The 24,009-nt window shown below is 71.4% G+C and carries 19 protein-coding genes; 10 read left to right on the top strand and 9 right to left on the bottom strand.

Going from position 1 to position 24,009, the window contains the following annotated elements; all coding sequences use genetic code 11:
- Positions 1-95: 95 nt before the first annotated feature.
- From SGFS_RS16585 to zapE, 7 genes are all read right to left on the bottom strand, one after another.
- Positions 96-1,460, bottom strand: a complete 1,365-nt coding sequence (locus SGFS_RS16585) for a PhoX family protein (RefSeq protein WP_286251083.1) — start codon at positions 1,458-1,460, stop codon at positions 96-98.
- A gap of 103 nt (positions 1,461-1,563) precedes the next feature.
- Entirely contained in the window at positions 1,564-2,457 is an 894-nt protein-coding gene (locus tag SGFS_RS16580; protein WP_286251081.1) for a slipin family protein, read from the bottom strand.
- A 107-nt stretch (positions 2,458-2,564) separates the two neighbouring features.
- On the bottom strand, positions 2,565-3,287 hold the full coding sequence (locus tag SGFS_RS16575) for a serine hydrolase domain-containing protein (RefSeq protein WP_286251080.1): 723 nt from the start codon (positions 3,285-3,287) through the stop codon (positions 2,565-2,567).
- Between the two features lie 326 nt (positions 3,288-3,613).
- A complete protein-coding gene (locus SGFS_RS16570; RefSeq protein ID WP_286251079.1) occupies positions 3,614-5,104 on the bottom strand; it encodes a SulP family inorganic anion transporter in 1,491 nt (496 codons plus the stop codon).
- A gap of 17 nt (positions 5,105-5,121) precedes the next feature.
- On the bottom strand, positions 5,122-5,700 hold the full coding sequence (locus SGFS_RS16565) for a carbonic anhydrase (protein ID WP_286251078.1): 579 nt from the start codon (positions 5,698-5,700) through the stop codon (positions 5,122-5,124).
- A gap of 96 nt (positions 5,701-5,796) precedes the next feature.
- Positions 5,797-6,198, bottom strand: coding sequence for a hypothetical protein (locus SGFS_RS16560; RefSeq protein ID WP_286251077.1), 402 nt, complete (start codon positions 6,196-6,198; stop codon positions 5,797-5,799).
- Between the two features lie 206 nt (positions 6,199-6,404).
- Positions 6,405-7,490, bottom strand: a complete 1,086-nt coding sequence (gene zapE / locus SGFS_RS16555; protein ID WP_286259953.1) for a cell division protein ZapE — start codon at positions 7,488-7,490, stop codon at positions 6,405-6,407.
- A gap of 58 nt (positions 7,491-7,548) precedes the next feature.
- Between zapE and SGFS_RS16550 the strand changes: the two genes are divergently transcribed.
- The 4 genes from SGFS_RS16550 to msrB all read left to right on the top strand — a co-directional run bounded on the left by SGFS_RS16550 (position 7,549) and on the right by msrB (position 10,937).
- Complete coding sequence (locus SGFS_RS16550) at positions 7,549-8,358, top strand: pyrimidine reductase family protein (protein ID WP_286251076.1); 810 nt, start codon at positions 7,549-7,551, stop codon at positions 8,356-8,358.
- Between the two features lie 243 nt (positions 8,359-8,601).
- Complete coding sequence (locus SGFS_RS16545; protein ID WP_286259952.1) at positions 8,602-9,057, top strand: indole-3-glycerol phosphate synthase; 456 nt, start codon at positions 8,602-8,604, stop codon at positions 9,055-9,057.
- Between the two features lie 70 nt (positions 9,058-9,127).
- Positions 9,128-10,516 (top strand): UDP-N-acetylmuramate--L-alanine ligase, encoded by a 1,389-nt coding sequence (gene murC, locus SGFS_RS16540; protein WP_286251075.1) that lies wholly within the window; start codon positions 9,128-9,130, stop codon positions 10,514-10,516.
- 13 nt (positions 10,517-10,529) lie between these two features.
- The gene (msrB, locus tag SGFS_RS16535) at positions 10,530-10,937 is read left to right on the top strand and encodes a peptide-methionine (R)-S-oxide reductase MsrB (RefSeq protein WP_286251074.1); all 408 of its coding nucleotides are present in this window, start codon (positions 10,530-10,532) and stop codon (positions 10,935-10,937) included.
- A 3-nt stretch (positions 10,938-10,940) separates the two neighbouring features.
- Here msrB and SGFS_RS16530 read toward each other — a convergent pair whose 3' ends face one another.
- Together SGFS_RS16530 and SGFS_RS16525 are read right to left on the bottom strand one after the other, a co-directional pair.
- Positions 10,941-12,146, bottom strand: coding sequence for an MFS transporter (locus SGFS_RS16530; protein WP_286259951.1), 1,206 nt, complete (start codon positions 12,144-12,146; stop codon positions 10,941-10,943).
- Between the two features lie 371 nt (positions 12,147-12,517).
- A complete protein-coding gene (locus SGFS_RS16525; RefSeq protein WP_286251072.1) occupies positions 12,518-13,972 on the bottom strand; it encodes a M20 family metallopeptidase in 1,455 nt (484 codons plus the stop codon).
- 200 nt (positions 13,973-14,172) lie between these two features.
- On the opposite strand from SGFS_RS16525, the gene SGFS_RS16520 reads away from it, so the two are divergent.
- The 6 genes from SGFS_RS16520 (at position 14,173) to SGFS_RS16495 (ending at position 23,877) form a co-directional block, all read left to right on the top strand.
- Positions 14,173-15,093, top strand: a complete 921-nt coding sequence (locus tag SGFS_RS16520; protein WP_286251071.1) for a LysR family transcriptional regulator — start codon at positions 14,173-14,175, stop codon at positions 15,091-15,093.
- A 216-nt stretch (positions 15,094-15,309) separates the two neighbouring features.
- A complete protein-coding gene (locus tag SGFS_RS16515; RefSeq protein ID WP_286251070.1) occupies positions 15,310-16,812 on the top strand; it encodes an FAD-dependent oxidoreductase in 1,503 nt (500 codons plus the stop codon).
- A gap of 96 nt (positions 16,813-16,908) precedes the next feature.
- Positions 16,909-18,102 (top strand): hypothetical protein, encoded by a 1,194-nt coding sequence (locus tag SGFS_RS16510; protein ID WP_286251068.1) that lies wholly within the window; start codon positions 16,909-16,911, stop codon positions 18,100-18,102.
- 327 nt (positions 18,103-18,429) lie between these two features.
- Positions 18,430-19,650, top strand: a complete 1,221-nt coding sequence (locus SGFS_RS16505) for an MFS transporter (protein ID WP_286251067.1) — start codon at positions 18,430-18,432, stop codon at positions 19,648-19,650.
- Positions 19,651-19,708: 58 nt separating this feature from the next.
- Positions 19,709-21,487, top strand: coding sequence for a glycoside hydrolase family 35 protein (locus tag SGFS_RS16500; RefSeq protein WP_286251066.1), 1,779 nt, complete (start codon positions 19,709-19,711; stop codon positions 21,485-21,487).
- Positions 21,487-23,877 (top strand): beta-galactosidase, encoded by a 2,391-nt coding sequence (locus tag SGFS_RS16495; RefSeq protein ID WP_286251065.1) that lies wholly within the window; start codon positions 21,487-21,489, stop codon positions 23,875-23,877. The genes SGFS_RS16500 and SGFS_RS16495 overlap by 1 nt, the downstream gene beginning before the upstream one ends.
- The last annotated feature ends 132 nt before the right edge of the window (positions 23,878-24,009 follow it).

The following is a 24,009-nucleotide window of genomic DNA, read 5'->3' as shown; positions in this document are numbered from 1 at the left end:
GGCTTTCTCGGTCGGCAGGTGGCTGCGGGGCCGACACCGGTCGGCTGGGATCGGTGTCGGCCCCGCACTCGAGGGTGTCGGAGGTCAGGCTGTCGTCAGCGGCGCCAGGGGCCCGTCACCGCGAACGTCGTTCCCGGGGTGTAGCAGTTGACGTACATCGTCCTGCCGTCGGGCGAGAAGGTCACGCCCGCGAACTCGCCCCACTCCGGCTCGGTGTCGGTGCCGATGTTCTGGGCGTTGCGGGCCATGGCGTAGACCTCGCCCTGGCGGGTGACGCCGTAGACGTGCTGGGCGCCGTTGCCGTCCTCGCAGACCATCAGGCCGCCGCTGGGGGCGAGGCAGATGTTGTCGGGGGACTCGCCGGGGAGCTGGATGTCGGTGTCGGGGCCGAACACGATGACCAGGGTGAGGGTGCGCTTCGCGGGGTCGTAGCGCCAGATCTGGCCGTAGTGGTCGGCCGCCGAGCCCTCCGCGCTGTGGGCGAAGGAGGAGACGAAGTACACGCAGCGGCCGCCCCAGTAGCAGCCCTCCAGCTTCTGCGCGTGCGTGATGCCCTTCGGGCCGAAGTCCTGGAGGCGGATGGGGGTCTGGGCGGCGAGCGGGTCCGGGACGTCCACCCATTCGACGCCGCTGAACGAGGCGCCCGTCTCCTGGATGGAGGACAGGTCCGGTACGCCGGGTACGCGCATCGCCTGGAGCCTGCCGCCCGCGCGGAGCGAACCGAGGCCGCCCTTCGGTTTGGCGGGAAGGAAGCGGTAGAAGAGGCCGAATGGCTTGAGGAAGGCGTCCTCGGTCTCGTAGACGATGCCGGTGTGCGGGTCCACCGCGATCGCCTCGTGCTGGAAGCGGCCCATCGCGGTGAGAGGGACGGCGCCCGAGCGGTGCGGGTCGGCAGGGTCGACCTCGAAGATGAAACCGTGGTCCTTGGTGTAGCCGTTGGTGCCGGCCTTGTCCTCGTTCTCCTCGCAGGTCAGCCATGTGCCCCAAGGGGTGGGCCCGCCCGCGCAGTTGACGGCCGTACCGGCGATGGCGACCCGCTCCGAGAGCACGTGGTTGCGGGAGTCCAGCGTCAGGGCCGTACAGCCGCCCTTGCCGGCCGGATCGTACGTCAGGCCCTCGATGGTGGGGACCGGGATACGGGCGCTGTGGCGGTTCTCGTGGTTGCGGACCAGGTGGACGCGGCCGTGTCTACCGGTGAAGGCGGACATGCCGTCGTGGTTGGTGGGGACCTGGCCCTCGCCGGAGCGGAGCTGGTCTCCCTCGCGGGAGAGGACCTTGTAGTGGAAACCTTCCGGCAGGTCGAGCAGGCCGTTCGGGTCGGGGACGAGCGGGCCGTACCCGCAGTGGCCGAGGGCGCTCTGTGCGGCGGCCGTGCCCTCGAAGAGTTCGGAGAGGGCTCCGGTGAAGGCGATGCCCGCTCCCAGGGCACCGGAACGGGCGATGACTTGACGACGTGTCACTGACACGGGGCAACCTTCCTGTTGGCGGACAGGATGTGATTCGCCTGTGTGTATCACGCGGTCACGGCGCCGGGAACCACGCGCGTAGAAGGTGATGGGGGCATCACTCGGTCGGCCTTGGTGGGGCGGGTGGGGTGTCGGGTGGCTGAAGGGGTGCCTTTTCGGGCTGCTGGTGGGGGGTGGAGGGCTGTTGGTGGGGAGCGAGGGGCTGGTGGTGGGGAGCAGCGGGGGGCTGGTCGCCTTGGGCCCGTTCCAGGAACCTCAGCAGCTCCACCGGGAAGGGCAGCACGAGCGTGGAGTTCTTCTCGGCGGCGACCGCCACCACGGTCTGCAGCAGGCGCAGTTGGAGCGCGGCGGGCTGCTCGGACATCTCCTTCGCCGCCTCGGCGAGCTTCTTCGAGGCCTGCAACTCGGCGTCGGCGTTGATGATCCGGGCCCGGCGCTCCCGGTCGGCCTCGGCCTGCCGGGCCATGGACCGCTTCATCGTCTCCGGCAGGGACACGTCCTTGATCTCGACCCGGTCGACCTGGACGCCCCAGCCGACGGCCGGGCTGTCGATCATCAGCTCCAGGCCCTGGTTGAGCTTCTCGCGGTTGGACAGCAGGTCGTCCAGGTCGCTCTTGCCGATGATCGAGCGGAGGGAGGTCTGGGCCATCTGGGAGACCGCGAACTTGTAGTCCTCGACCGTGACGAGCGCGTTCGCCGCGTCGACGACCTTGAAGTACACGACCGCGTCGACACGCACGGTCACGTTGTCCCGGGTGATGCCCTCCTGCGCGGGCACCGGCATCGTCACGATCTGCATGTTCACCTTGCGGAGACGATCGACGCCCGGCACGACCAGGGTGAAGCCGGGGGTGCGCGGCTCGCCCAGCAGGCGCCCGAGTCGGAACACGACTCCGCGCTCGTACTGCTTGACGACCCGTGCCGCCGCGGCGACGTACACGGCCCCGGCGGCACCGACCGCCACAGCCGCCGCCAGCAGTTCCTGGATCATGACGACCACCTTTCGAGCCGCCCCGTATCACCGCGAATACCACGATATGTCGGGGGTGGGGGCTGAGGCGACCGTCGATTCCGTAGGGGTAGGCCATGGGGCCACGCCTAGCCGCCCAGCGGCCGGTCCGGTGCCAGGGCGGCCGGGACGCGGTTGGTGATCGTCTCCGCCGTGTTGTTCTGGAACACCCAGCCGTAGATGTCGCCGGTGAGCACCGCGCCGGGGGCGGTGGACCAGGACGGGTTCCCGTACGGGGACTCCTCGTGGAGGCCGCGTTCGGCGTCGTAGGCGTGCAGCACGGGCTGCGGGATCTCGGGGGTGAAGCCGTTGCGGGGCTCGCGCAGATCCAGCGGGTCCATGACGTGTTCGCGCAGGAACTGCTCCAGCGGGGTGCCGGTGATCTTCTCCAACAAGGCGATGCCGAGGAGGACGAAGTCGGCGTGCGAACAGCTCCAGTTGATGCCCGGCCGGTACCGCAGGGCGTGACGGAGGGGGTGGCGGAGGGGGTGGGCGACGAGTTCGCGCGGGGTCCACTGCCGGAACGGGTGGGCGTACAGCTCCGTCAGGAAGGCCGCCCCGGTCACCGCCTTCCGGCCGCCGGTCGTGACCCGGACCAGGACTTCCTTGAGGTCGAGCCCCCGGCGGGCCTCGCGCACGACGTCCATGACCTGGTGCGCCTCGCCCCGCGGCTTGCCCGGGATGCTCGTACAGCGCTGTTCGTGGCGCGGGACGGAGGTGGGCGCGGGCATGGCCGTGGCCGTGGCCGTCGTCTGGAGGCTCGCGATGAGGAGGGCGGCGGCGCACAGGGAGGCCGTACGGGTACGCGTCATGACGGCACCATCCGGGGAGCCGTCGGTACGGGTGCGGGCAACACTCCGCCGGGCGGCGGCACGAGACCCGTACGGGCCTACGCGTGTACGCCGCCGCGTCTGGGCGCTGGCGCCCGCGGCTGTTGCTGGGCGGGGGTAGGTCGCGCGCGGCCCGGCGCCTACGGGGTGCCGCTCTTTGCGGGTCGGGTGCCCGCAGTCAGGGGCGGACGGGGTGCCGCCCCAGCGGCATGGCCGGCTGCGGCTGCGGCTGAGGCGGACCGTGCGTCGCCCCAGCCGCAGCCGCTTGGCCGGCCTGCGGCTGGGGCGGTGGTGGGCTCAGATCTCGGTCAGAGCGTTCCCGACGTCACCTTCACCGGTTCCGTTCCCGTCGCGCTGTGTCGTTCCGCCCAGGATTCGAGGGCGGTGCGGCAGGCGTGGTCGAGGTGGTGGAGGCCGGAGAGGTGGAGTTCGACGGGGCGGTCCTGGGGGAGCGACTCCAGACTGTCCAGGATCTTCGGCAGGCGGAGGAACGTGGCGTTCCCGGAGAGGTACGCCTGCACCGGGCCCGCGCCCTTGTCGATGACCTCCAGCTTGATGTGCGAGGCCTCCCACGCCGTCTTGGCGACGGAGAGGGCCAGACCGATCAGCACGCCCTCGAACATGTTGACCACGACGATCGCCACGGCCGTGGCGACGAGGATCAGCGCCTCGCCCCGGTGCGCCCGCCACAGCGAGACGACCTCACGGAACGGGATCAGCTTCCAGCCCGCGTGGACGAGGATGCCGGCCAGGGCGGGCAGCGGGATGAGGGCGAGAGCGCCGGGCAGCAGCGCCGCGAAGAGCAGCAGCCAGACGCCGTGCAGGACCCGGGACGCCTTCGTCTTCGCGCCCGCCTGGAGGTTCGCCGAGCTGCGTACGATCACCGCGGTCATCGGCAGCGCGCCCAGCAGCCCGCACACCGTGTTGCCCGCGCCCTGCGCCATCAGCTCCTTGTCGTACTCGGTACGCGGACCGTCGTGCAGCCGGTCCACCGCCGCCGCGCTGAACAGGCTCTCGGCGGAGGCGATGAGGGTGAAGGCGAGGATCGTGCCCAGCATGGCGGGGCTAGCCAGCTCGCCGAAGGCGTCCAGGCCCGGCGGCTGGATCGCGTCCAGCAGGCCCTTCACCTCCACATCGGCCACCGGCAGGCTGAACGCCAGAGAGACGACCGTGGCCAGGACGACCGCGGCGAGCGCGCCCGGCACCGCCTGGACCTTCTTCGGCAGCCGCTTCCACAGCACGAGTACGGCCACCGTGCCCGCGCCGAGCCCGAGGGAGGCGAGGGCGGCCGTGGAGCCCAGGGCGTCGACGAAGGCGCCGGGCAGGCCCGCGATCTTGTCCAGGCCGGAGGCCGGAGCCTTCAGCCCGGCGGCCGCGTACAGCTGGCCCGCGATGATCACGAGCCCGATACCAGCCAGCATGCCCTCGACCACGGACACGGATATCGCCCGGAACCAGCGTCCCAACTTCAGGGCGCCCATGGCGAGTTGCAGCAGACCGGCGGCCAGCACGATCACGCCGAGCGCGGGCAGCCCGAACTCGCGCACCGCCTCGAAGACCAGCACGGTCAGACCCGCCGCCGGGCCCGACACCTGAAGGCTGCTGCCGGGCATCAGGCCGGCGACGATGCCGCCCACTATGCCGGTGACCAGGCCCAGTTCGGCCGGCACCCCGGAGGCGACGGCCACGCCCACGCACAGCGGCAGGGCGACCAGGAACACGACGAGCGAAGCGGCGAAATCCTGCCGCAGATGAGGGAACCTGGTCCGGACGGAGGGGGTGGGGCTCGCGGAAGTCATCTTGGACATCCCGCCGCTCACAGCGTCTCGAACTGGTCGGTCTCCGCGCGGTGTTCGCGCACGGAGCCGGTGTGGACCTCGTAGTACCAGCCGCGCAGGCGCAGTTCACCCGCGGCCAGACGCTTCTCCACGCAGGGGTAGGAGCGCAGGCGCAGGAGCTGGCTGAGGACATGGCTCTGGACGCCCTCGGCCACCGTCGGGTCCTCGACCGTCCCTTGGGGGCGTGGAGTCGAACTGGTCAGCCAGTCCCGTACGGCCGGGACGGCGTCGAGGTCGTCGCCGCGCACCAGCGCGCCCACGGCGCCGCAGTGCGAGTGGCCGCAGACCACGATGTCCTTGACGCCGAGGACCTCCACGGCGTACTCGATGGTCGCCGTCTCGCCGGTGGGGCGGTCGGAGGTGTACGGCGGAACGATGTTGCCCGCGGTGCGCAGCTCGAAGAGCTCGCCGGGGCGGGCGCCCGTGATCAGTGCGGGGACGACCCGGGAATCCGAGCAGGTGATGAACAGGACCTCGGGGGACTGGCCTTCGGCCAGCCTGGCGAACTCCTCAGGGCGCTGTCCGAACGTACGGGCGTTGTCGATGAGGGGCTGCATGATGTGGTGACTCCTCCTGGCGCGCCGCAGCGGCGCGTCGGGTTGCACGACAGTGCACGACAGTGTGTGTGGGGGGGGGAAGGTGCTCCGGTCCGCTCAGCAGCGGAAGACCTGGAGCGCGGCCGGGGTATGGGCCGCGAGGGATCTCGACGTCCGGTGATGCCGGGCCGAGGGCCGTTCCGGTTCGCTCGCGGCCGCTGGGTTCTCCCCCAGCAGCGGGCGCGCGGGCTCGCCGGGAACGGTGTGGGCGACGGCGCGATGGCGGTCGCGGGTGCGCAGGGGACCGGTCGGGTCCTCCGAGTGGTCGCACTTGCGGTACGTGACTACCGTGTCACGCACCGGCTTGGCCTTGAGTGCCTTTCCGGGCTCTGCCTTGGCCATGACATTGCGGAGTGTGTGCGCGGCTGCGAAGGAAGCCGTGGGAGCGAAGAGCTGCAGCGCGAGCAGGACGGCGGCCAGGGCTGAAACGGCCGTTCGGATCGTCGTACGTCGCAACACAAGCCTCCCCCCTGGCGGTTCGCGGCCAATGACATGGAACCGGCAGTTGCTCGGTTTGGTCAACCGATGGTCAACCACTGGTCAAGAAACACGTTAACCCTGCAATGTTGTTTGCAGGGTTAACTTAACGTTTCGAGCTGAAGAGAGCCTGAAAAGCGAGGGCGGCTTGGCTTGAACAAGCCCTTGACCTGTGAGGTTTCGCGGGGTTAGTGCTCCACGAGTTGCTTCGCGTCGCGGGCGAGCGCGGTGAGGCGGGAGATCGCGCGGAAGTACTTCTTGCGGTAGCCGCCGTTCAGCATCTCCTCGCTGAACAGCTTGTCGAAGGGCAGCCCGGCGGCGAGCACGGGCACCTCGCGGTCGTACAGCCGGTCGGCGAGCACGACGAGCCGCAGCGCGGTCGACTGGTCCGGGACCGGCTGCACATCGGTCAGGCACACGGCCGTCAGGTCGTCCGTGAGGGCGCCGTACCGGCTGGGGTGGACCCGGGCGAGGTGGTCCAGCAACTGCGGGAAGTCGTCGAGCGAGGCGCCCGGCGTGGCGTACGCGGCCTTCGTGACCCTCTCGTCGGAGTACGGCGCCGGGGCCTCGGGCAGCCCGCGGTGGCGGTAGTCCTCGCCGTCGATGCGCAGGGCGCGGAAGTGGGCGGACAGGCCCTGGATCTCACGCAGGAAGTCGGCCGCCGCGAACCGGCCCTCACCGAGCTTGCCCGGCAGGGTGTTCGAGGTGGCGGCCAGCGCCACGCCCGCGTCGACGAGCTTGCCGAGCAGGGTGGAGACGAGGACGGTGTCGCCCGGGTCGTCCAGCTCGAACTCGTCGATGCACAGCAGCCGGTGACCGGACAGCGTCTGGACCGTCTTCTGGAAGCCGAGCGCGCCGACCAGGTTGGTCAGCTCCACGAAGGTGCCGAAGGCCTTGAGCGCGGGCTCGGCCGGGGTCGCGTGCCAGAGGGAGGCCAGCAGATGGGTCTTGCCGACGCCGTAACCGCCGTCCAGATAGACACCGCGCGGGCCTGCCGGGGTCTGCCGGGAGGCCTTGCCGAAGCCGAAGAACCGGCGCCTTCTGGCCGCCGAGGCGGCGTGCGCCCCGCCGAGCCCCGCGGCGAAACCGCTCAGGACGCGGACGGCCTCGGTCTGGCTGGGCTGGTTCGGGTCCGGTATGTACGTATCGAAGCGGACCGAGTCGAAACGCGGCGGCGGCACCATCTCGGCGACGAGCCGGTCGGCGGGCACATGCGGCTCACGGGCGCAGAGGGAGAGCGGGGCCGCATGAGGTATGGGGCCGATTCCGGACATGGTGGCTGAGGACGATGACACGGTTACCCAGTCTAAAGGTCGTGCCACACTGCACGACATGCGACGCCTGTTCCCTGTGACCGATCGAACACCGTCCGGCGGAGGCATGGAGGCCGTCCCCGACCTCGCGGACCGTGAGTGGAGCCTCGCCGAGCTGGCGTCGGCGTACGCCTATCCCGAGCCCCGGGCCGCCTCCGACGGCCCCATTCCCTGGCTGCGCGCCAACATGGTGTCCACGCTCGACGGGGCCGCCCAGCACGACGGGCGTTCCCAGCCCATCTCCGGCGCCGCCGACATGCGGATCTTCGGCACGCTGCGGGGGCTCGCGGATGTGATCGTGGTCGGTGCGGAAACGGTACGGCAGGAGGGGTACCGCCCGGCGCGCGCGCGTGAGGCCTTCGCCGAGGCGCGCGAGGCGGCCGGGCAGGCCCCCGTGCCCGCCGTCGCGGTGGTGACCGCGAGCCTGGACCTGGACTTCTCGGCACCCCTCTTCACCGAGCCCCTCGTCCCCACCCTCGTCCTGACCGGCGCCGCCGCGCTCCCCGCCCGGCTCGCCGCCGCCGAGAAGGCCGGTGCCCAGGTGCTGATCGCCGGAGAGGGTGCCGCCGTGGATCCCGCCCGGGCCGTACGCGCCCTCGCCGACCGGGGCCTGACCCGGCTGCTCAGCGAGGGCGGGCCACGGCTGCTCGGTCAGCTGGTGGCGGCCGGGGTGCTGGACGAGCTGTGTCTGACGGTGTCGCCGATGCTCACGGCCGGGGACGCGCAACGGATCGCGGGAGGGCCCTCGGTGGCCGTGCCCCGGCGGTTCGAGCTGGTGTCGCTCCTGGAGGAGGCCGGCTTTCTGTTCAGTCGCTACCGTCGTACCTGAAGTCGTACAGACGTACAGACGTACGGGCTGTCGGGGCAGGCGTACCGGCCGCCGCGCACGGGCGGCCAAACGGCCTCCGCACACGCGTACCGGCCGTCGTGCGTGCATACCGTCGTACGTGTAAACGGGCGGAATCTACCGTTCCGTTTCGCTTTCGCTGGGCACACTAGAACCCTGAGGAGTGAGGGCCCGATCGGTCCTCCGAGGAGAAGGGCGCCTGAGGTGTCGTTCACGAGCGTGTTGATGATCGAGAAGGCCCTGACGTCCGCGGACGTGGAGTTCGTCACCACCCTGCACGGCGACGAGCCGGTCTCCTTCCATGTGCTGCTCCAGCCCCGCGGTGACCAGGCGGACCGCCTGCTGCGGGCCATCGACGACCTCGCTCTCGGCGAGCCGGCCGCGGCGGCGCGCGAGGGGGAGACACCGGAGGGGGAGCAGGCGAGGGACGCCGGGGCGCAGGCTCTGGAGGTGTCCCTCCAGGCGCTGCGCGTGGCGGGCGGCGAGGCCGACGGGCGGCTGATCGAGGACCACCCGCTGGACGCGCTCAGGGCCCTGGTCGAGGAGGTCGGGGCGGACGAGGTCCTCGTCCTGACCGACCCGCACTACGTGGAGGAGTTCTTCCACCGGGACTGGGCGTCGAGGGCGCGGCACAAGGTGGGGGTGCCGGTGCTGAAGCTGTTCTCGCACAGCCGGGTGTAGGCACCCGCGCCGACCGTTGCTAATAGGGTGGTGCGCTGAACCTCGCCGTACCAGTACTTGGGAGACGCACATGGCCCCCGGCCTTCCTACCGCCATGGACCGACCGCACTTCATCGGGATCGGCGGCGCCGGGATGTCGGGGATCGCGAAGATCCTCGCCCAGCGCGGGGCCGAGGTCGCGGGAAGCGACGCCAAGGAGTCCGAGACGGCGGGCGCGCTGCGGGCGCTGGGCGCGACCGTGCACATCGGGCACGCGGCGGAGCACCTCGCGGACGACGCCACCTGCGTGGTCGTGTCGTCGGCGATCCGCGCCGACAACCCCGAGCTGGCCCGCGCCGCCGAGCTGGGCATCCCGGTCGTCCACCGTTCGGACGCGCTCGCCCGGCTGATGGACGGTCTGCGTCCGATCGCGGTCGCCGGCACCCACGGCAAGACCACGACGACGTCCATGCTGGCGGTGTCGCTGTCCGAACTGGGCCTGAACCCCTCGTACGCCATCGGCGGCGACCTCGACGCGCCCGGCTCGAACGCGCTGCACGGCGACGGCGAGATCTTCGTCGCCGAGGCGGACGAGAGCGACCGCAGCTTCCACAAGTACGCGCCCGAGGTCGCCATCGTCCTCAACGTCGAGCTGGACCACCACGCCAACTACGCCTCGATCGACGAGATCTACGAGTCCTTCGAGACGTTCGCCGGGAAGATCGTCCCCGGCGGCACGCTGGTCATCAACGCCGACCACGAGGGCGCCCGCGAGCTGACGAGCCGTATCGAGGGCGTGCGGGTGGTCACGTACGGCGATGCCGCCGACGCCGACGTACGCGTCCTGTCCGTCGTCCCCCAGGGCCTGAAGAGCGAGGTCACGGTCCTGCTGGACGGCACGGAACTGACCTTCGCCGTCTCCGTCCCCGGCCGCCACTACGCCCACAACGCGGTAGCCGCGCTCGCGGCGGGCGTCGCGCTCGGCATCCCGGCGGCCGAACTGGCGCCGGCGCTGGCCGCGTACACCGGGGTGAAGCGGCGCCTCCAGCTCAAGGGTGAGACGGCGGGCGTGCAGGTCATCGACTCGTACGCGCACCACCCGACGGAGATGACGGCGGACCTGGAGGCGATGCGGGCGGCGGCCGGCGACGCCCGCATCCTGGTCCTCTTCCAGCCGCACCTCTTCTCCCGCACCCAGGAGCTGGGCAAGGAGATGGGTGAGGCGCTGGCGCTGGCGGACGCGTCGGTGGTCCTGGACATCTACCCGGCCCGCGAGGACCCGATCCCGGGGGTGACGAGCGAGCTGATCATCGGCGCGGCGCGGGGGGCGGGCGCGGACGTCACGGCCGTCCACGACAAGTCCGAGGCGCCCGCGACGATCGCGGGAATGGCGAAGCCCGGTGATCTCGTTCTCACCATGGGCGCGGGTGACGTCACCGACCTGGGCCCGCTGATCCTGGACCGCCTGGCGCAGAGTTGAGGGGCTGAGTTTCATGTCGTACGACGTAGAGAAGCCGGACGAGCAGTGGCGGGCGGAGCTGACGCCGGCCGAGTACGCGGTCCTGCGCCAGGCCGGCACGGAGCCCGCCTTCGTCGGTGAGTACACCGACACCAAGACCAAGGGTGTCTACTCCTGCCGTGCCTGCGGCGCCGAACTCTTCACCTCCACCACGAAGTTCGAGTCCCACTGCGGCTGGCCGTCCTTCTACGACCCCAAGGACAGCGAAGCGGTGGAACTGATCGAGGACCGCTCGCACGGCATGCTCCGCACGGAGGTGCGCTGCGCACGCTGCGGCTCGCATCTCGGGCATGTGTTCGAGGGTGAGGGGTATCCGACGCCGACGGATCAGCGGTACTGCATCAACAGCATTTCGTTGCGGTTGGCGGCGGAGCAGGGCTGAGGCTCAGCGGATGTTCTGGAAGCGGGCCCCTGCGAGCAGCGCCGTCACGCTCAGCAGGGAGACCGCCAGGAGGTAGTACGCCGGGGAGACCTGGGAGCCGGTCGAGGTGACCAGGGCCGCGGCGATCGTCGGGGTGAAGCCGCCGAAGAGGGCGACCGTGGTGTTGTAGCTGAAGGAGAGGCCGGTCGCCCGGGCGGTGGTGGGGAACGCGTCGGACATCACCGAGGGCAGGGCGCCGAAGTACGCCGCCTTGAGCAGGCCGAGGAGCGTCATGCAGAGGGTGAGCGTCAGGAACGAGGGGGACGCCGTGAGCCAGTGGAAGAGGGGGACGGCCGCGGCGCCGATCAGCAGGGCCGACGGGAGCATGATGCGCAGCCGGCCGTAGCGGTCGGCCAGCAGGCCCACGACCGGGGTGCCGAAGGTCAGGATGGCGCCGGTGATGAACAGGGCCACGTAGGACAGGGAGTCGTCCAGGCCCAGTTCCTTGATGCCGAAGGTCGGCAGGTACTGGAGGATGAAGTTCAGTGCCGTCGACACGATCAGGACGCCGCCCGCGATCAGCAGGCCCCGCCAGTGGTCGCGGAAGACCGTGCGGACTGGGGACTTGGGGGCCGGTTCCGTTGTCAGCGCGGGGGACTCCCCCACGTATCTGCGGACGAAGTAGCCCACCGGGCCGATCAGCAGGCCGAACACGAACGGCACCCGCCAGCCCCATGACGTCATCTGGTCCTCCGACAGCACGGCCGTGAGGCCGGCCGCGAAGCCCGCCGCCAGCAGTGTGGACAGGCCCTGGCTCGCGAACTGGAAGCTGCCGAAGAAGCCCTTGCGGCCCGCGTTCTGCTCGACCAGGAACGACGTGGCCGCGCCGAACTCACCGCCTGCCGCGAAGCCCTGGAGGAGGCGGGCGATGACGATGCCGAGCGGCGCGGCCAGGCCGAGGGTGGTGTAGCCCGGCATGAACGCCATCAGCAGGGTGCCCACCACCATCAGGCGGATGGAGAGCATGAGGGCCTTCTTGCGGCCCTGGCGGTCCGCGTACGCGCCGAGCAGCAGGCCGCCGATGGGGCGGATCAGGTACGTCACGCCGAACACCGCGTATGTCTGGACCAGTTGGACGCCCGGGTCGTCGGCCGGGAAGAAGGTGCGGCCGATGTAGGTGGCGAGGAGGGCGTAGAGGAGGAGATCGAACCATTCGAGGGCGTTGCCGATGGTGGCTGCGGCGATGGCTCGTCTGGTGGCGGGGGGTGTGGGGGGTGTGGCGTGTGCGAGGGGTTCGGTGGGGAGGAGGGGGACGAGGGCGGGTGGGGGTGCTGGACCGTCATGGGGGCTTCCCTTCGCGGTGTGACGAGCGGGGCTCGGAGCGGGGACGGGGGAGGTCGCGAGTCCCGGCGCTCACGGGGTGCCGCTGCGCCCCTCCGTGCCGCCCTCAGCGGCACGATTGCCCGGCGCGGAGTCAGTGGTGCGGGAGTCGGTGGCCATCACACGGTGGCCCGAGAGGTCGCTCGGATTGGTAACCGCTTTAAGCGGTTACCAATCCGAGCGACCGGCGGCGACTCAGGCCACCCCGACCGGTGCGGGAGTCAGAGGCGTCGGGCTCGGCGGGGGAGTGGGACTCGGCCCAGTTGGGGGCGGCCGGGGAGGGGATGGGTCGGGGTGGGGTTGCCCAGGGTGTGGAAGAGGGTGGTCGCCAGGGTCAGGCCCTCTCGGGCTGTTGCCGCGAGGAGGTGTTCGTCGGGGGCGTGTTGCAGACAGCCCGGGTAGGAGTGGGGGAGCCAGAGGGCCGGTAGGGCGAGGGTGTCCGTGAAGACGGCGTGGGGGAGTGAGCCGCCGATGTTGGGCAGGACGGTCACCGGGCCCGGGGACACCTGTTCCAGCGCGGACTTCGCCCAGGTCACCCAGGGGTCGTCGAGCGGTGTGCGGGCGGCGGGGAAGTGGCCGACGACGGTCGCCTCGACCATGGGGTAGCCGTGGCGGACGAGGTGCTCGGTGAGGATCTCGCCGGCCCGGCTCACGTCCGTGCCCGCCACGTACCGGAGTTGGAGGACCGCCCGGGCCCGGCCGGGGATCGCGTTGACCGGACGGTCGACGTCGGCCGCGCCCAGCGAGAGCACCTCCAGCGTGTTCCAGGCGTAGAGGCGTTCGGCGGCGGTGAGCGTGAGGTCGCCCCAGTCCTCGTCCGGGGTCGGGTCGCCTGGGCTCGCGGCGACCGTGATGCCGGTGAGCGACTGCCGTACGGCGTCCGGGATCTCGGGCGGCAACAGCTCCGGTACGCGGATCCGGCCCTGGCCGTCGACGAGGGTGGTGATCGCCCCGGCCAGGGTGGTCGCCGGGTTGCGCAGGATGCCGCCCCAGTTGCCCGAGTGGTAGGAGTCGGGGCGCAGGTTCACGTCCAGGGCGAGCTGGACGCCGCCGCGGGCACCGAGGAAGAGCGTCGGGGTGGCCGCGTCGACGCGCGGGCCGTCCGAGGCGATCAGTACATCCGCCCGCAGTTCGGCGCGGTGTGCGGCGGCGAACTCCGCGAGGCCCGGGGAGCCGATCTCCTCGCCCGTCTCGAACAGGAAGGTCAGGTTGAAGCCGAGCCTGCCCTGCTCGGCGAGGAGCAGCCGCAGGGCGGCGAGATTGACCAGGTGCTGGCCCTTGTTGTCGGCCGCGCCGCGCCCGTACCAGCGCTCACCGTCGGCGGTCGTGTCGGCGGTCAGCGTCCACGGGTCGCGGCCCTCGCTCCACCGGCCCGCCTGCCCGTCGACGACATCGGCGTGGCCGTAGCAGAGGAGGGTGGGCAGGGCCGGGGACTCGACGCGGCGGCCCACGAGGAAGGGGCCGCCGCGCGGGTCGGGGTTGTCGTACGTCCGTACCGAGCAGCCGAGGCCGACGAGGGCAGGGGTCAGAATCTCGTCGAGGTATGCCTTGACGGCAACGCCGCCCTCGGGGCGGGTGCTCTCGGTGGGATACGCCACCATGGCGGCCAGCTCGGCGAAGAAGGCGCCCGAGTCGACGAACTCCTCGGCCTTGCGGCGCAGTTGCGCGGGGATCACGGCGGAGTCTCTCCAGGGTGTCGCAACGGATCAGGGCGTGGGCGAAGCGTGATCGGACACGGCGAGGGGAGGGGGCGGAGGAGGGAGAAAGGGTGTTGGCTCAGCAGCGTAGGGGTGATTCCGGACGGCGACCATTGCCGTTTTCGGGCCCCGGTGTTCTCATTTCGGCAAACCTGGACGTGGTGGTGGGAGGGGGACTTGTGCAGCTCGTGCCGGTGAGCCTCGCGTACTTCCTGGAGGTCGCGCGGACCGGGTCGGTGAGTGAGGCGGCCCAGGTGCTGAACGTCGCCCCGTCCGCGATCAGCCGACAGATCGCCAAGCTGGAGGCGGGCATCGGTGTACCGCTCTTCGTCCGGCATCCGCGCGGGATGACCGTGACGGACGCGGGTTCACGGCTGCTCGGGCACGCCCGCCGCAGCGAGGTCGAAACGGCCGCGCTCGTCGAGGAGTTGCGTACGGGGCGGGGCGCCGATGTGCGCACTGTCGCCGTCGCCTGCTCGGAGGGGTTCGCGCGGCGGGTCGTACCGGGTGCGATGGCCGCGTTCCGGCGGGCGTACCCGGACGTCACGTTCCGGCTCGACATCGTGCCCCGGCAGGAGGCGACCCGGCGGGTGGCCGAGGGGATCGTCGATGTGGCCGCCACCTATGCGATGGGCCCGCAGCACGACGTACGGGTCGAGTGCGCGGTCGTCATCCCGGTCGCCGCGATCGTGCCCGTGGGCCACGAACTGGCGGACCGACGACGGATCACACTGGCGGAGCTGTGCGCCCACCCGCTGGCGCTCGGCTCGGCCGGCACCAGCCAGCGGGAACTCTTCGACATCGGCGCGCAGTTGGAGGGCCTCACGGTCCGCCCGGCCCTGGTGTGCGACGCGCTCGCCCCGCAGTACGAGTTCGTACGGTCCGGGGGTGGCATCGCCCTGGTCGGCGATCTCGGAGACCTGGACGAGGGCGCGGCCACGGAGGGCGTCGCCTACGTCCACGTCGACCATCCGGTGTTCCGGCAGCGCGAGGCCCAGGTGCAGACGATGCTCGGGCGACGGCTGCCGTGGGCGGCGGCGCAGTTCACGGAGTTGTTGGTGGGGAGGTTGCGACCGCCGCACACTGCCGTGGGGCAGTAGAGGCGGGTCGGGTTGTCCCCGTCTCCGGCTCCGTCGGCGTGGAGAAGCATGTACACGGCGGCCCAGCCCATGGGGCACTCGTCGAGCAGTTCGTTCAGGACTGGGCGTCACCTTAGGGGGAGGCACTGACATCGGTACCCGCCGTCCAAATGTGATCGTCTCGACCCGCCATGGGTGAATACTGATGTTGGTCGAACCAATCTCCGACACGGGGGGATGTGCTCAGTGAACTCGGTGCGAGGGACGAGCCGTTGGGATGAGGGCGGCGCCGGTGGCCCGGAGAGCTCGCGCGGGCGGCACGTGGTGGTCGTCGGGGGCAGTCTCGCGGGGCTGCTCGCGGCGCATGTCCTCGCCGGGCACGCCGACCGGGTGACCGTCGTCGAACGGGATCGATACCCGGAGGGTGCCGGACCGGCACCCCGGCCGGGCGTACCGCAGAGCCGCCACCCGCACGTACTGCTGGAGGGCGGGCAACTCGCCCTCGAAGCACTGCTGCCCGGGTTCATGGAGGAGCTGCGGGAGGCGGGCGCGCCGCGTGTCGGCATGCCGGAGGACATGGTGCAGTGGCAGAGCGGACGCTGGTTCCGGCGGCTGCCCGCGTCGACGTACCTACACACCGGGTCGCGTGCGCAGATGGAGAGCCTGATACGGGGGCGGGTGCTCGCCAACCCCGCCGTCACCGTGATCGAGGGGACCGACGTCGTCGGCCTGCTCGGCGACGCCACGCGCGTACGGGGCGTACTGCTGCGGGAGCGCGGAGCCGGAGCCGGAGCCGGAGCCGGAGCCGGCGGGGACGGCATCCGGGCCGAGCAGCGTGAACTCGTCGCCGATCTCGTCGTCGACGCCTCCGGACGCGGCACGAAGGCCCCGCGCTGGCTCGCCGCGATCGGCGCGGACGCCCCGCACGAGGAGACCATCGACACCGGCCTCGCCTACGCCTCCCGCGTCTACCGCGACACGAACGGCACCCTCGGCAGCGAGCGCTCCGCCGCCGACACCCTCGGCTTCTACGTCGTCCCCAACCCCGACCAGCCCTACGGCGTCGTCGTCCTGCCCCTGGAGGACGGCACCCATCTCGCCACCTTCTCGGGGCTGCGGGGCGAGGAACCGCCCACGAACGAGGCGGAGTTCGAGGCGTACGCCAAGCGGATGCCGCACCCGCTCGTGCACCAGTGGCTGCGCGCTGCCGAACCCCTCTCGCCGGTCTCCGGCTTCCGGCGGACCGCGAACGTACGGCGCCGCTACGACCTGCCCGGCCGCCGCCCCGCCGGGTTCCTGGCGACCGGCGACGCCCTGTGCACCTTCAACCCGATCTACGGGCAGGGCATGGCCGTCGCCGCGATGAGCGCCGTCGCCCTGCGTGACGCCCTCGCCGACCCGCGCCGTACGCCCACCACCCGCAGGGTGCAGTCCGCGCTGCTCGCCGCTTCCCGCCAGGCGTGGGACATCTCGGCCGGGGCGGACAAGAAGATGCCGGGCGCGATCGGCAACGCGGTCGAGGCAAAGGCCGCGGACCGGGTCGCCGGGTGGTATCTGCGCCGGGTACAGGAGCGCACCCCGGGCGACCCCGTCGTGGGCCGGGCCTTCCGCTCCGCCCTGACCCTCACCGCACCGATCGGCGTCCTGTTCGCCCCGGCCGTGGCCCGCGCGGTCCTCTTCGCCCCGGTCAGGCCGACGCCTGCGGAGCCGCCGATGACGCGGGAGGCGGTCGGCGACTGAAAAGAGGCGTCAGGCGTCGGCCGCCGTCCCCCTTGACGCTGATGGAAAGCGCTTGCCACACTCGCGGCCCACCCTCCCCCCACAGGAGAAACCACCATGGGACGCATTGCCCCAACTCCCCCCACAAGCAAGCCGATCATCCCTGGAGCCCACCGGAGGTCCCTCGCGGCCGCCATCGGCGCCACCGCCCTGCTGGCCGGCGCCCTCTCGCTGGGCGCCCCCGCGCCCGCGAGCGCCGCGGCCTGCGGTGAGGGCTCGTACCAGGCCGAGGCCGTACTGAACGGCAGCACCTGGACCGCCCGGCGCGGCGGCACCGTCACCTACACCGGCACCGATATGCGCACCGCGATGCAGACGGCCGTCAACAGCCTGACGTCGGGCCGGACTTCGAAGGAACGGGTCGTCGTGCGCGGCTCGGGCTCCATCGCGGCCGGGGCCCGGGTCTCGCTGCCCAGTTACACCGTGCTCGACGCCTGCGGCACGATCAATGTCACCGGCACGGGCAGTGGCGACCAGGCCCCGGTCTACTCCCGCGGCACCCGTGACATAGAGGTCCAGCACCTCAACCTCACCGGCACCCCGCTCTACGGGATCTTCCTGCGCAACGTCCAGAACGTCGTCCTCGGCCAGCTCGACATGCGGCTCTCGCGCGGCCTCGGCGTCCGCGTCGACAACCGGGGCGACACCAGCCAGTGGACGCGGAACGTCCGTATCGACAACGTGTACGTCTCCGGCGCGAGCAGTCACGCGGTCGAGACGTACGGCGTCGACGGCCTCACCATCGGGACGGTCACGGCCCGTAACGTCGGCGAGTCGGGGCTGCTGCTCAACCAGACCGTCAACGCCACCGTCACCAAGGTCGACGCGGACGGCGCGGGCGCCGGCACCGGATACGCGGCCTTCCGCATGGCCAACCGCAACGGCCGGGTCGGCAGCTCCTACCCGACCAACATCCGCGTGGGCGAGGTCGTCGCGCGCGGCGGCGGACGCGGCGTCTTCTGTGTCTCCGAGAGCGGTGGCGCGGTCATCGACAGGATCACCCTCTCCAACACGGGCAACAACGCGATCCTGATCGAGAACTGCTACAACGTGAACCTCGCCGCCCAGAGCGGCACGGTCACCGGCGGTGGCGAGATCCGTCTCGCGGCCCGCTCCGAATTCCCGAACAACCGGGACATCACCGTCCAGAACCTCACGGTGACCAACTCGGCCATCCGGGAGAGCCCGTGCGGAGAGAACACCACCTTCCGCGGCAACCGGTTGGTCAACAGCACCGAGAACGTGTGTTGAGCCGTAGTCGTACCTGATCCAAGAGCCCAAGAGCCCAAGAGCCCAAGAGCCCAAGAGCCCAAGAGCCCAAGAGCCCAAGAGCCCAAGAGCGCAAGAGCGCATGAGTACGTAAGTGCATAGGTACGTGAGTGCATGAGGACACCCGGTAGCTGAAAAGCCGCCGGGTGCCCTCTGCGGTCGCGCGCCCGAGGGCGGCCGTAGCGCCCGTTCCGGGCGGTCGTGACGCCTCTCCCGTCCCACCCTCACCAACCCGCGCGGGGGATCTTGACGACGGTGATGTTACCGGTAACACTTCCATGGTCCCAGCCATGACGAGGTGGAGTCCGGGTGTCCGACATACCGACCGCGCAACAGGCGAACCAGGCTCAACTGGTCGCGGAGGCAAGGGTGTTCAGCCCCACCGCCGTGGTCGCCTCATGCGCGGGCTTCGTCCTCATCGGCGCGCTGCAGGCGTTGTACGGACCCGCGATCCCGGCGTTCCGCGAGGAGTACGCCCTGTCGCCGTCGGCCGCCGGGCTGGGGCTGAGCGCGCACTTCGTCGGCGGTGTCGCCGGAGTGCTGCTCTTCGACCGGCTGTACGGCCGCCTCGGCAACCGGCAGATCCTCGGCACCTCGTATCTGCTGATGGCCGTCGGCGCGGCGGGCTTCGCCCTCGCCCCGAACTGGCCCGTCGGCCTCGCCGCCGCGCTGCTCGCCGGGCTCGGCTTCGGCGGTATCGACTACGGCCTCAACCAGCTCTTCGCCGTCGGCTTCGGCCACCGCTCCACCGCGATGCTCAACATCCTCAACGCGCACTTCGGCATCGGCGCGATCCTCGGCCCCGCCCTGGTCGCGGCGGTCGGCGCCGAGCACTACCCGGCGCTCTTCCTGGCCTTCGCCGCCGCCAACCTGCCCCTGCTGCTGTGCCTGCGTGGCGTACGCGACCGGGCACCCCGGCCGGCCGGCGGCGCGGCCTCCGTGGAGACCGGCGGGACGGCGCTGTCCCGCAGCCTCGGCTCGGTGCTCGCCGTGTTCGTCACGCTCTACGTCCTGCACGTCGGCATCGAGGCCGGCGTCGGCGGCTGGGAGCCGACGCACCTGGAGACGGTCGGGTACGGCGCCGGGGCCGCCGCCACCGCCACGTCCGTGTACTGGCTGATGATGACCGTCGGCCGCTTCCTGGCCGCCCCGATCGCCCTGCGCTTCTCGCCGCAGACGATCATCACCGTCTCGTGCGCGGGCATGACGGTCTGCCTGCTGCTCGCCTCGGTGCCCTGGCTCGCCCCGTACGCCTACGCCGGTGTCGGCCTGTTCATCGCACCGATCTTCCCCACCGGCCTGCCCTGGCTGAACGCCGCCGCGCCCCGGGCCCGCCGGGCCGGAGCGCTCGTCATCGCCGCGTCCATGGTCGGGGGAGTGGCGGCGGGCCCGGCGCTCGGCAAAGCCATCGAGTGGTCCGGCGTCCGCGCCGTACCGCTGCTGCTCTGCGCGATCTCCGCACTGTGCCTGCTCGCCACCCTGTGGCTGACCAGGGCGACGCGCACCGCCCCCGACTTCCCGTCCGCATGAACCAGTTGTCCTGTCCCCTCCAGTCCCCCCTCTCCCCCCGAGCCGAAGGGAAGCACCCTTGCGTACGCCTGCTCTGACCACGTCGTCCGACGGTTTCCTGCTCCACGACGAGCCGTTCCGGATCATCTCCGGTGCCATGCACTACTTCCGCATCCACCCCGATCTGTGGGCCGACCGGTTGCGCAAGGCCCGCCTGATGGGTCTGAACACCGTGGAGACCTACGTCCCCTGGAACCTCCACCAGCCCGACCCCGAGGGCCCCCTCGTCCTTGACGGCCTCCTCGACCTGCCCCGCTACCTGGACCTCGCCAAGGCCGAGGGCCTGCACGTCCTGCTGCGCCCCGGCCCGTACATCTGCGCCGAGTGGGACGGCGGCGGCCTGCCAGCCTGGCTCACCTCGGACCCGGACATCCGGCTGCGCACCAGCGACCCCCGCTTCACGGACGCCTTCGACCGCTACCTCGACATCCTCCTGCCCCCGCTGCTGCCGCACATGGCGGCCGCCGGCGGGTCGATCATCGCCGTACAGGTGGAGAACGAGTACGGGGCGTACGGCGACGACACCGCGTACCTCAAGCATGTGGAGCAGGCGCTGCGCTCGCGCGGTGTCGAGGAGCTGCTGTTCACCTGCGACCAGGCGGCGTCGCCGAAGCACCTGGCCGCCGGAAGCCTGCCCGGGGTGCTGTCCACCGCGACCTTCGGCGGGAAGGTCGAGGAGTCGCTGCGGAAGTTGCGGGAGCATCAGCCGGAAGGGCCGCTGATGTGCTCGGAGTTCTGGATCGGCTGGTTCGACCACTGGGGCGGGCCGCACCACGCGCGCAGCGCCGAGGACGCCGCCGCCGACCTCGACCGGCTGCTCTCCGCAGGTGCCTCCGTCAACATCTACATGTTCCACGGCGGCACCAACTTCGCCTTCACCAACGGCGCCAACCACCACCACACCTACGCCCCGACCATCACCTCCTACGACTACGACGCCGCGCTCACCGAGTCCGGCGACCCCGGCCCGAAGTACCACGCCTTCCGCGAGGTCATCGCTCGCCACGCGGCCGTGCCGGAGGAGGCGGCCCCGGCACCCTCGCCCAAACTCCCGCTCACCACGGTCGAGTTGGACCGACGGGCGCCCTTGTTGCCGCACGCCGAAACCCTCGGTGAACCGGTCGTGAAGGCCGAGAACCCGCTCACCATGGACGAGTTGGGCCAGCACTCCGGCTACGCCCTCTACCGCACCACCCTCCCCGAGGCCGGCGACGGGCTGCTGCACTTCTCCGGCGGTGTCGGCGACCGCGCCCAGGTCTTCGTGGACGGCGCCCCCGTCGGCGTACTGGAACGCGAACGCCGCGAGGAGTCACTGCCGGTCCGCGTCCCGCACGCCGGGGCCACGCTGGACGTCCTCGTCGAGAACATGGGCGGCGTCAACTACGGGCCCCGCATCGGCTCCCCCAAGGGCCTGCTCGGCCCGGTCACCTTCAACGGCACCGCCCTGCACGGCTGGGACTGCCACCGGCTGCCGCTGGCCGGCGACCTCGACGCCGTGCCCTTCGCCCCGGCGGACACGACCCCGATCACCGTGCCGGCCTTCCACCACGGCACCTTCGAGGTCGAGACCCCCGCCGACACCTTCCTGGCCCTGCCCGGCTGGACCAAGGGCCAGGCCTGGATCAACGGTTTCCACCTCGGCCGCTACTGGAGCCGGGGTCCACAGCAGACCCTGTACGTGCCCGGCCCCGTGCTGCGCCCCGGCACCAACGAGCTGGTCCTCCTTGAGCTGCACGCGACCACCGCGCCCCGCGCCCGGCTCACCGACACACCGGACCTCGGCCCGGTGAACCCCTGATGCCCGGCCTCCACCTCCGCGTGCCCCCGCCCGCCGCGCCACCCCTGCGCGGTCGTCTCCCCTTCGCCGACGCACCCGGGGCGAAGGACCCCATCGAGGTCAACAGCCGTTGGCTCACACGCGGCGGGCGGCCGTGGTTCCCGGTCTCCGGCGAGTTCCACTACTCCCGCTACCCCGCCGGGGAGTGGGAGGAGGAGCTGCTGAAGATGAAGGCGGGCGGGGTGACGGTCGTCGCCGCGTACGTCATCTGGATCCACCACGAGGAGGTGGAGGGCCGCCTCCGCTTCGACGGCGACCGCGACCTGCGCCGCTTCGCCTCGCTGTGCGCCCGCCACGGCCTGGACTTCATCCCCCGCATCGGCCCCTGGGTGCACGCCGAGGTCCGTAACGGCGGCCTGCCCGACTGGGTCCTCGCCCGCACGGCCGCGACCCGCACGGATGATCCGGCCTATCTGGAGCCCGTACGTGCCTGGTACGCGGCGATCGCCGAGCAGCTGCGCGGTCTCGACCGGGCGAACGGCGGCCCGATCGTCGCGATCCAGATCGAGAACGAGCTGTACGACGGTCCGGGCCACCTCCTGACCCTGAAGCGGATGGCACAGGAGGTCGGACTGTCCGCGCCGCTGTGGACGTCGACGGCCTGGGGCGGCGTCCGGCTCCCGCCCGACGAACTGCTTCCGCTGTACGGCGGCTACCCGGAGGCCTTCTGGACCGAGGCGGACGGCGGCTGGCCCGACACCTGCCGCAAACACTTCTTCTTCACCCACCAGCGCGACGACGAGGGCATCGGCGCGGACCTCCGCCCGACGGCCGTGGGCGGCGGCGAGCCCGGGACGCCGACGGGCCGATTCCCTTGGCTGACTTGCGAGTTGGGGGGTGGCATGGCGGTCGCTTACCACCGTCGGCCGCGTGTCGAGGCGGCCGACATCGGGGCGCTCGGCCTCACGAAGATCGGCTGCGGGTCGGTCTGGCAGGGCTTCTACATGTTCCACGGCGGGACGAACCCGGAAGGGGAGACGACGACCCTTCAGGAGTCCCATGCCACCGGCTACCCGAACGACCTGCCCGTCCTCACCTACGACTTCCAGGCCCCGCTCGGCGAGTACGGCCAGTACCGGCCCTCGTACGACGAACTCCGCCTCCAGCACCTGATGCTGGCGGACTTCGGCGAGCGGATCGCGCCCATGGATTCGGTGCTGCCGGCGCGGCGGCCGACGGGGCAGGACGACCGGGAGACGCTGCGGTGGGCGGTACGCGGGGACGGTACCTCGGGATTTCTCTTCGTCAACAACCACCAGCCGCACGAGGCGTTGCCGTCCCACGAGGACGTGTCGTTCGAGGTGGAGTTCGCGGCGGCCCCGACCCTGACGCTGCCGAGTGCGCCCGTGACCGTACCCCAAGATGCCTATTTCTGTTGGCCGTTGCGGCTGGACATGGGTGGGCTGCGGGTGGACTGGGCGACCGCGCAGCCCATGTGTGTGATCGAGGACGACGGTGGTGACGGTCGTCGTACGGTGCTGGTGCTGGCGGCGACGGAGGGGGTCGAGCCTGAACTCGCCCTGGACGCCGGGACGGTGAGCGCGGTGCGTGCCCCCACGGGGGTGGACGTCTCCGCCGGGGACCGTGTCCTGGTCACGGGGCTGAGGCCCGGCACGGACGCGCTCGTGGAGGTGGACACCGTCGACGGGGGCCGTGTGGCCGTGCTGGTCCTGGACGCGGCGACCGCCCGTACCGCCTATCGGGGACGGGCGTGGGGAGCGGAGCGGTTGGTGCTCTGCGGGGGTGGGGTCGTCTTCGACGAGCCCACGGAGGAGATGCGGGTACGGGGCTCGGCGACCGGGGTGTCGTTCGCGGTGCTGCCCGCGCCGGAGGTGGTGCCGGTGGTGGCCGGGGGGACGGTGAAGGAGACGGCGGACGGGGTGTTCGCCCGGTACACGGTTGTGGACCAGGAGGGCGGGGAGGGCGGCGGCGCGCTTCCGGTCGAGCTGGTGCGGGGGCCCGGTGAGGCGCCGCCGACGGTGACCGGTGTGCTGGGGCGGGCGAGTGTTCCGGCGGATTCGTCCTTCGACAGGGCGGCCGCGGAGTATCGCGTGGACGTACCGGAGGGGCTGCCGCCCGGGGCTCTGCTGCGGGTGCGGTGGAGCGGCGATGTGGCGCGGGCGTATGTGGGGGAGCGGCTTGTCGCGGATCAGTTCTACTCGGGGCGGGTGTGGGAGATCGGGGTGGATCGGTTGCCCGTCGGGGGGTTGCGGATCCGGGTGCTGCCGTTGGCCGCCGGGGCGGCGGTGTATGTGCCGGGGTGGACGGGGGAGGGGGAGATTTCGGCGGAGGTGGTGGGGGTGGAGTGGCAGGTGGATCGTTGGTGGGGGGTTCGGTCGGGCGGCCGATGACCAAGGGGGGCGCAGCCCCCGGCTGGAGATGGGGCGGGTAGGGGCGGCGGGGGCGAGACACAACACACACCCGGAGCCGCCCCCACCCCTCCCCCTATCCTGTGGGCCAACCACGCCGCACACGCCCCCCCG

This window comes from Streptomyces graminofaciens (assembly GCF_030294945.1).
In the GTDB taxonomy this organism is placed as follows: domain Bacteria; phylum Actinomycetota; class Actinomycetes; order Streptomycetales; family Streptomycetaceae; genus Streptomyces; species Streptomyces graminofaciens.
This window is presented reverse-complemented; position numbering and strand designations above follow the sequence as displayed.